Source organism: Lacrimispora amygdalina (genome assembly GCF_003432035.1).
GTDB classification, from domain to species: Bacteria; Bacillota; Clostridia; order Lachnospirales; family Lachnospiraceae; genus Lacrimispora; species Lacrimispora amygdalina.
The window spans coordinates 1-4,467 of the sequence record NZ_QOHO01000147.1 but is presented as its reverse complement, the minus strand read 5'-3'; the positions used below and the strand labels follow the sequence as shown (position 1 = coordinate 4,467).

Sequence of the window (4,467 nt, the reverse complement as noted above, 5' to 3'; positions counted from 1 at the left end):
ATTATTATACTAGGAGGAATGCAATTGAGATAGCGCAGTAATCAGCCTATCCATAAAAATTGATTTGATAATAACTAACAATCGTTTTTCTTACAAATGAGGGGGAGCAAGCATGAAAGAGAAAATTATCAATGAGATTTTAATGCAGATGGAACCGCATGTTAACACAGATGTATTAAGGATACTGGAAACCGTAATAATTAAGGCTCTATATTACGTGGAAGTGCAGAAAAAAGAAACCGAACTATCAACGGAAATGGACGATAACCTGTATTTGATGCAAGCCTATGAAATGAATGTCAGAAAAGATGGATTAAGCGAAAAGACCATAAGGGCATATATGGGAGCCATGAAAAACATGCTTTGCGTGACTGATAAAAATATACGACATATTACCGCAGTAGATATCAAGTACTATCTGGATCTATACGCAGGAAAAGGCAACAATACCAGGACTGTAAATAATGAACGCCGTTTCCTTTCAGCTGTTTTTACATGGTTCCGAAAGCATGGGGTGATTAATGCGAACCCGGTGGAAGCCGTACCAGTGAAAAAAGAGAGAAAACCGCCCATTGATTATCTGAAAGGCATGGAGGTTGAACGGTTAAGAGTGGCTTGTAAGAAACCGAGAGAACGGGCATTAATGGAGTTTCTTCTAAGCACTGGGGTAAGAATCGGAGAAGTACCGCAGATCAGAAGACAGGATATTGACTGGAATACCGGAGAAATCCTTATATACGCTCATAAAACCTCTGATTATCGAACTGTGTTTATCAATGATGTTGCAAGGGTACATATTGAAAAATACCTCAATACCAGGACGGATACAAGCGAAGCATTATTTGCAGGAGTGAGAGCACCATACAATGCGGTACATGAAGATGGTTTAAGGTTGATTATTAAGCAGATTGGAGAAAAGGCAGGATTAAAGCGCAGGGTGTATCCTCATTTGTTCCGTAAAACAATGGCTACTACATTACGGCTTAAAGATTGTGCTATCGAAGATATACAGCAGATGTTAGGACATAAGGACCCGTCAACAACACTTGGGTTCTATGCGGCAGGGAATAAAGAACATTTAAGACAAGTGCACAACAGATATATGAGCGTTGGAGCTTAGCTTTACAGTAGTTTAATGGAGGTAGGATTATGCAAATAGGAAATTATAAATTAGGCCGTTATCATGCAATCATCGAAAAAACATGGGAAGATGCCACTTGCACTTATGAAACCGATTTTATCTCAAAAGCAGATTTACAAGAAAGTATTAGTGCTATTAGATACTGTCTTATAAATGGGATCAAGTGCGGAATGGATAATCATATGAAAATGATTGGCATGAAAGTTTACAAAGGAAAAGAAGCTGTTGAAAAATTAAAATCTTTAGAAGTAGTTTAACGGAGTAACCGGACGGAAGTAGAAGGGAGAGAGGCAGAATGAACAAAGTTATATTAATGGGCCGCTTAACACGTGATCCGGCTGTGAGATACTCACAGGGAGAGCACGCTATGGCAATCGCCAGATACACTCTGGCGGTAGATCGCCGGGTACGTAAAAATAATGAAAACGATCAAACGGCGGATTTCATTAACTGCGTGGCGTTTGACAAAGCTGGTGAGTTTGCAGAGAAGTATTTTCGTCAGGGTATGCGGGTGCTGGTATCTGGCAGAATCCAGACCGGAAGCTATACAAACAAAGACAATGTAAAAGTGTACACAACGGATATTGTGATCGAGGATCAGGAATTTGCAGATAGTAAGGGCGCAGCGGCAGCAGGAAACAGCCAGGGAAGCAACCAAAGCCAGTACACAGATGATGAAGGGTTCATACATATTCCTGATGGAGTGGAAGACGAAGGGCTTCCGTTCTCATAAAGACGATAACGCAGGTTTACCGGAGTAAGCGAAAAGAGGTAACGCATGGAAAAAATATTAAAATCATGTTGGTGCTTTGTTATCATGGGGCTGATATGGCAAGGGTTGGAACTGCTGTTATATGGTCAGATTCAGCACCGGGTAGTTGATGACATTATGGGATTGTTATTCTTCCCATTCATCTATAAAGCAATGGAAAATCAGGAGGGAGATAAGAAATGAGTTGTAAATGTGCAAAGGCAACAGATGAATATCATGGCTGGGAGTGCGATATCACAGAGGGAGCATGTGTGTTTTTATATCCTGACAGCAAGAAATGTGCTGAAATGTACGGGGAAGGACCTGACGCTCATGGTGAAGAAACCTGTGCAACCTGTGAATATTGGTTAGAAAAATATCAGAAATGCGAGAATCCAGAACAGCTGCAAAGCGAAGCTGATGATTATATGTCTCCACCAAACAAGACATGTGATTTATGGGAACCTAAACAATAATATGAGCTGCCAGGGCAGCAGGAAGGGGAATTATGAACAGAGAAATTAAGTTCCGGGCAAAACACACACATGTAATGTCCGGAAATGAACACCTGAATGGTGTGTGGGTATATGGTTATTTATGTGGTAACGGCTGTTACATAGAGCCAGAAGATGGCATCGAAAAGCTGATTGACTGTGATACGGTAGGCGAATACACCGGATTAAAGGATAAAAACGGAAAAGAAATATATGAGGGCGATATTGTAAAGTGCCAAGAATTAAAATCAAACCTCAACATAACGGAATATACATCAGAGGTATTTTGGGATGACGGTTGCTGGTTTGTGCACGAGAGCAAAACATGTGATGTAGAACTGTATATGTATGGTGACGGCGTAAACAAACTTCCATTAACAGAAATAGAGGTTATCGGGAATATTTATGAAAACCCGTTATAAGCTGCCAGGGCAGCAGGAAAGGAGAGAATAATATGAAATATACTCCTGCGGAAAAAATGCAGATGGAGGCAATTTATAATCCAAAAGGCATGGCATATTTTGAATTTGGTGATTTGATTGCTCTTTCTAATAGCACGTCTGGTGTTTACATCAAAAGAGAAGAAGTAAGAATTGATTTAACAAAGATTCTCCTTGTGGAAGGAGAGAAAAAAGAAATTATTAATCCTCAGAGATTATGGAAAAATTCTGTTATGGCTGAAAAAGAAGCTACTGGAAAGGAAGATACAAAATACTGGATCATTACGGGAGAAGATGGAAGGAAAGCTTATGTAAGAGATCATATTATGAAACTCTTTGGGAATGGAGCCAGATGCCGGATAGAAGGTTATACGAAACCTGTATTGATTGTTAAAAATCGCAACATTCCGATTGGATATGTATTTACATTTGTTAGAATTGAAGACCTGAAAGACAGAAAGATTGCAGAGGAGTGGTCAAATTCAAGGAGTTCTTACTTTTTTGCAGAACCTGGAGGGGAGCAGAAGGAAGGAGGCGTATAAACTTGGAAACCAGTATTATTAAAAAGAGCGGTGAAACATGGACCAGATTTAAGGTAAAAACAAAAGAGGTTCTCATATATGCCAGCATACTAAGAAAATATGTGGATATTACAAAGCCAGCAAAACAGAGCAGCGTATATACATATTTTGAGGTAAAAGGCGATTTGCTTAACAAGTAAACCCGAATTTAATGGAGGAATTGCAATGACAATAGGCGAACACCTCAGGGAATCAGGAGATATTGAAATGTCTGTGGCTATGGCGTTTTGCATTGTAGAGTATTTGCAACAGGCAGATATTATAAAAGCCATTTCTTTAGATGATAAAAAAGAAATGGTGTCCGGTATGGCGGATGGGTTAATGGAATGGCTTTCAAAAGAATGGAGTAAGTAATGCGTCCGAATTTAACTGAATAACAGGAAAGGAGTAAGAGGTTTGCAGGCCTGCATAAAAGACGTCTTTACTCTGAGTACATATCATGAAAATATTAGTAGCCTGTGAAGAGAGTCAGGCGGTAACAATAGAGTTAAGAAAATTAGGCCATGAAGCCTATAGTTGTGACATTGAGCCATGTTCTGGAGGACACCCAGAGTGGCACCTACAGAAAGACGTAACACCGCTGTTAAAGCAGCATTGGGATATGATCATTGCATTTCCTCCATGTACTCACTTAGCGGTTAGCGGTGCGGCGTGGTTTGAACAGAAGCGAAAAGACGGTAGACAGCAGGAAGGTATTGAATTCTTCATGATGTTTGCGAATGCTGACTGTGAGCGGATAGCAATAGAAAATCCAGTCGGAATAATGTCGAGCGTTTATAAAAAACCGAGTCAGATTGTTCAGCCTTACGAATATGGTCACATGGAACAGAAAAAAACATGCTTATGGCTTAAAGGATTGCCATTGCTACAGCCGACAAACAATGTATATGACCAGATGATGGAATTACCTAAAAATAAGCGAGAGAGATTACATTATCTTCCACCAAGCCCAGAAAGAGCAAAGTTGAGAAGTAAGACATTTCCGGGAATAGCCAAAGCTATGGCAGAACAGTGGGCCGGAGTAGTCCAGTAAATTAGAATTTGATGAATTACTGTACAT

The 4,467-nt window shown here is 39.9% G+C and carries 10 protein-coding genes; all 10 read left to right on the top strand.

Annotated elements, in window-relative coordinates; translation table 11 throughout:
* Positions 1-112 precede the first annotated feature (112 nt).
* Complete coding sequence (locus DS742_RS28325; RefSeq protein ID WP_117420245.1) at positions 113-1,120, top strand: tyrosine-type recombinase/integrase; 1,008 nt, start codon at positions 113-115, stop codon at positions 1,118-1,120.
* 29 nt (positions 1,121-1,149) lie between these two features.
* Entirely contained in the window at positions 1,150-1,398 is a 249-nt protein-coding gene (locus DS742_RS28320; protein WP_117420244.1) for a hypothetical protein, read from the top strand.
* A 38-nt stretch (positions 1,399-1,436) separates the two neighbouring features.
* On the top strand, positions 1,437-1,874 hold the full coding sequence (locus DS742_RS28315) for a single-stranded DNA-binding protein (RefSeq protein WP_117420243.1): 438 nt from the start codon (positions 1,437-1,439) through the stop codon (positions 1,872-1,874).
* A 45-nt stretch (positions 1,875-1,919) separates the two neighbouring features.
* On the top strand, positions 1,920-2,096 hold the full coding sequence (locus DS742_RS29155; RefSeq protein WP_170313635.1) for a hypothetical protein: 177 nt from the start codon (positions 1,920-1,922) through the stop codon (positions 2,094-2,096).
* Positions 2,093-2,368, top strand: coding sequence for a hypothetical protein (locus tag DS742_RS28310; RefSeq protein WP_117420242.1), 276 nt, complete (start codon positions 2,093-2,095; stop codon positions 2,366-2,368). Before DS742_RS29155 ends, DS742_RS28310 begins: the two co-directional genes overlap by 4 nt.
* Before the next feature lie 32 nt (positions 2,369-2,400).
* Entirely contained in the window at positions 2,401-2,808 is a 408-nt protein-coding gene (locus tag DS742_RS28305) for a YopX family protein (RefSeq protein ID WP_242996894.1), read from the top strand.
* 32 nt (positions 2,809-2,840) lie between these two features.
* The gene (locus DS742_RS28300) at positions 2,841-3,368 is read left to right on the top strand and encodes a hypothetical protein (RefSeq protein ID WP_117420241.1); all 528 of its coding nucleotides are present in this window, start codon (positions 2,841-2,843) and stop codon (positions 3,366-3,368) included.
* 2 nt (positions 3,369-3,370) lie between these two features.
* Positions 3,371-3,547 carry a hypothetical protein gene (locus tag DS742_RS29150; RefSeq protein WP_170313634.1) on the top strand — a complete coding sequence of 59 codons (177 nt, stop codon included), beginning with the start codon at positions 3,371-3,373 and terminating at the stop codon, positions 3,545-3,547.
* A 25-nt stretch (positions 3,548-3,572) separates the two neighbouring features.
* Positions 3,573-3,761, top strand: coding sequence for a hypothetical protein (locus DS742_RS28295; protein WP_117420240.1), 189 nt, complete (start codon positions 3,573-3,575; stop codon positions 3,759-3,761).
* Between the two features lie 85 nt (positions 3,762-3,846).
* Positions 3,847-4,440 (top strand): hypothetical protein, encoded by a 594-nt coding sequence (locus DS742_RS28290; protein ID WP_117420239.1) that lies wholly within the window; start codon positions 3,847-3,849, stop codon positions 4,438-4,440.
* Positions 4,441-4,467 lie beyond the last annotated feature (27 nt).

Excerpts from the sequence above, each read along its gene's own strand:
- DS742_RS28310 (WP_117420242.1), top strand. The coding sequence starts at position 2,093 with ATGAGTTGTAAATGTGCAAAGGCAACAGATGAATATCATGGCTGGGAG.
- DS742_RS28290 (WP_117420239.1), top strand. The coding sequence starts at position 3,847 with ATGAAAATATTAGTAGCCTGTGAAGAGAGTCAGGCGGTAACAATAGAG.
- DS742_RS29155 (WP_170313635.1), top strand. The coding sequence starts at position 1,920 with ATGGAAAAAATATTAAAATCATGTTGGTGCTTTGTTATCATGGGGCTG.
- DS742_RS28305 (WP_242996894.1), top strand. The coding sequence starts at position 2,401 with ATGAACAGAGAAATTAAGTTCCGGGCAAAACACACACATGTAATGTCC.
- DS742_RS28320 (WP_117420244.1), top strand. The coding sequence starts at position 1,150 with ATGCAAATAGGAAATTATAAATTAGGCCGTTATCATGCAATCATCGAA.
- DS742_RS28325 (WP_117420245.1), top strand. The coding sequence starts at position 113 with ATGAAAGAGAAAATTATCAATGAGATTTTAATGCAGATGGAACCGCAT.
- DS742_RS28315 (WP_117420243.1), top strand. The coding sequence starts at position 1,437 with ATGAACAAAGTTATATTAATGGGCCGCTTAACACGTGATCCGGCTGTG.
- DS742_RS28300 (WP_117420241.1), top strand. The coding sequence starts at position 2,841 with ATGAAATATACTCCTGCGGAAAAAATGCAGATGGAGGCAATTTATAAT.
- DS742_RS28295 (WP_117420240.1), top strand. The coding sequence starts at position 3,573 with ATGACAATAGGCGAACACCTCAGGGAATCAGGAGATATTGAAATGTCT.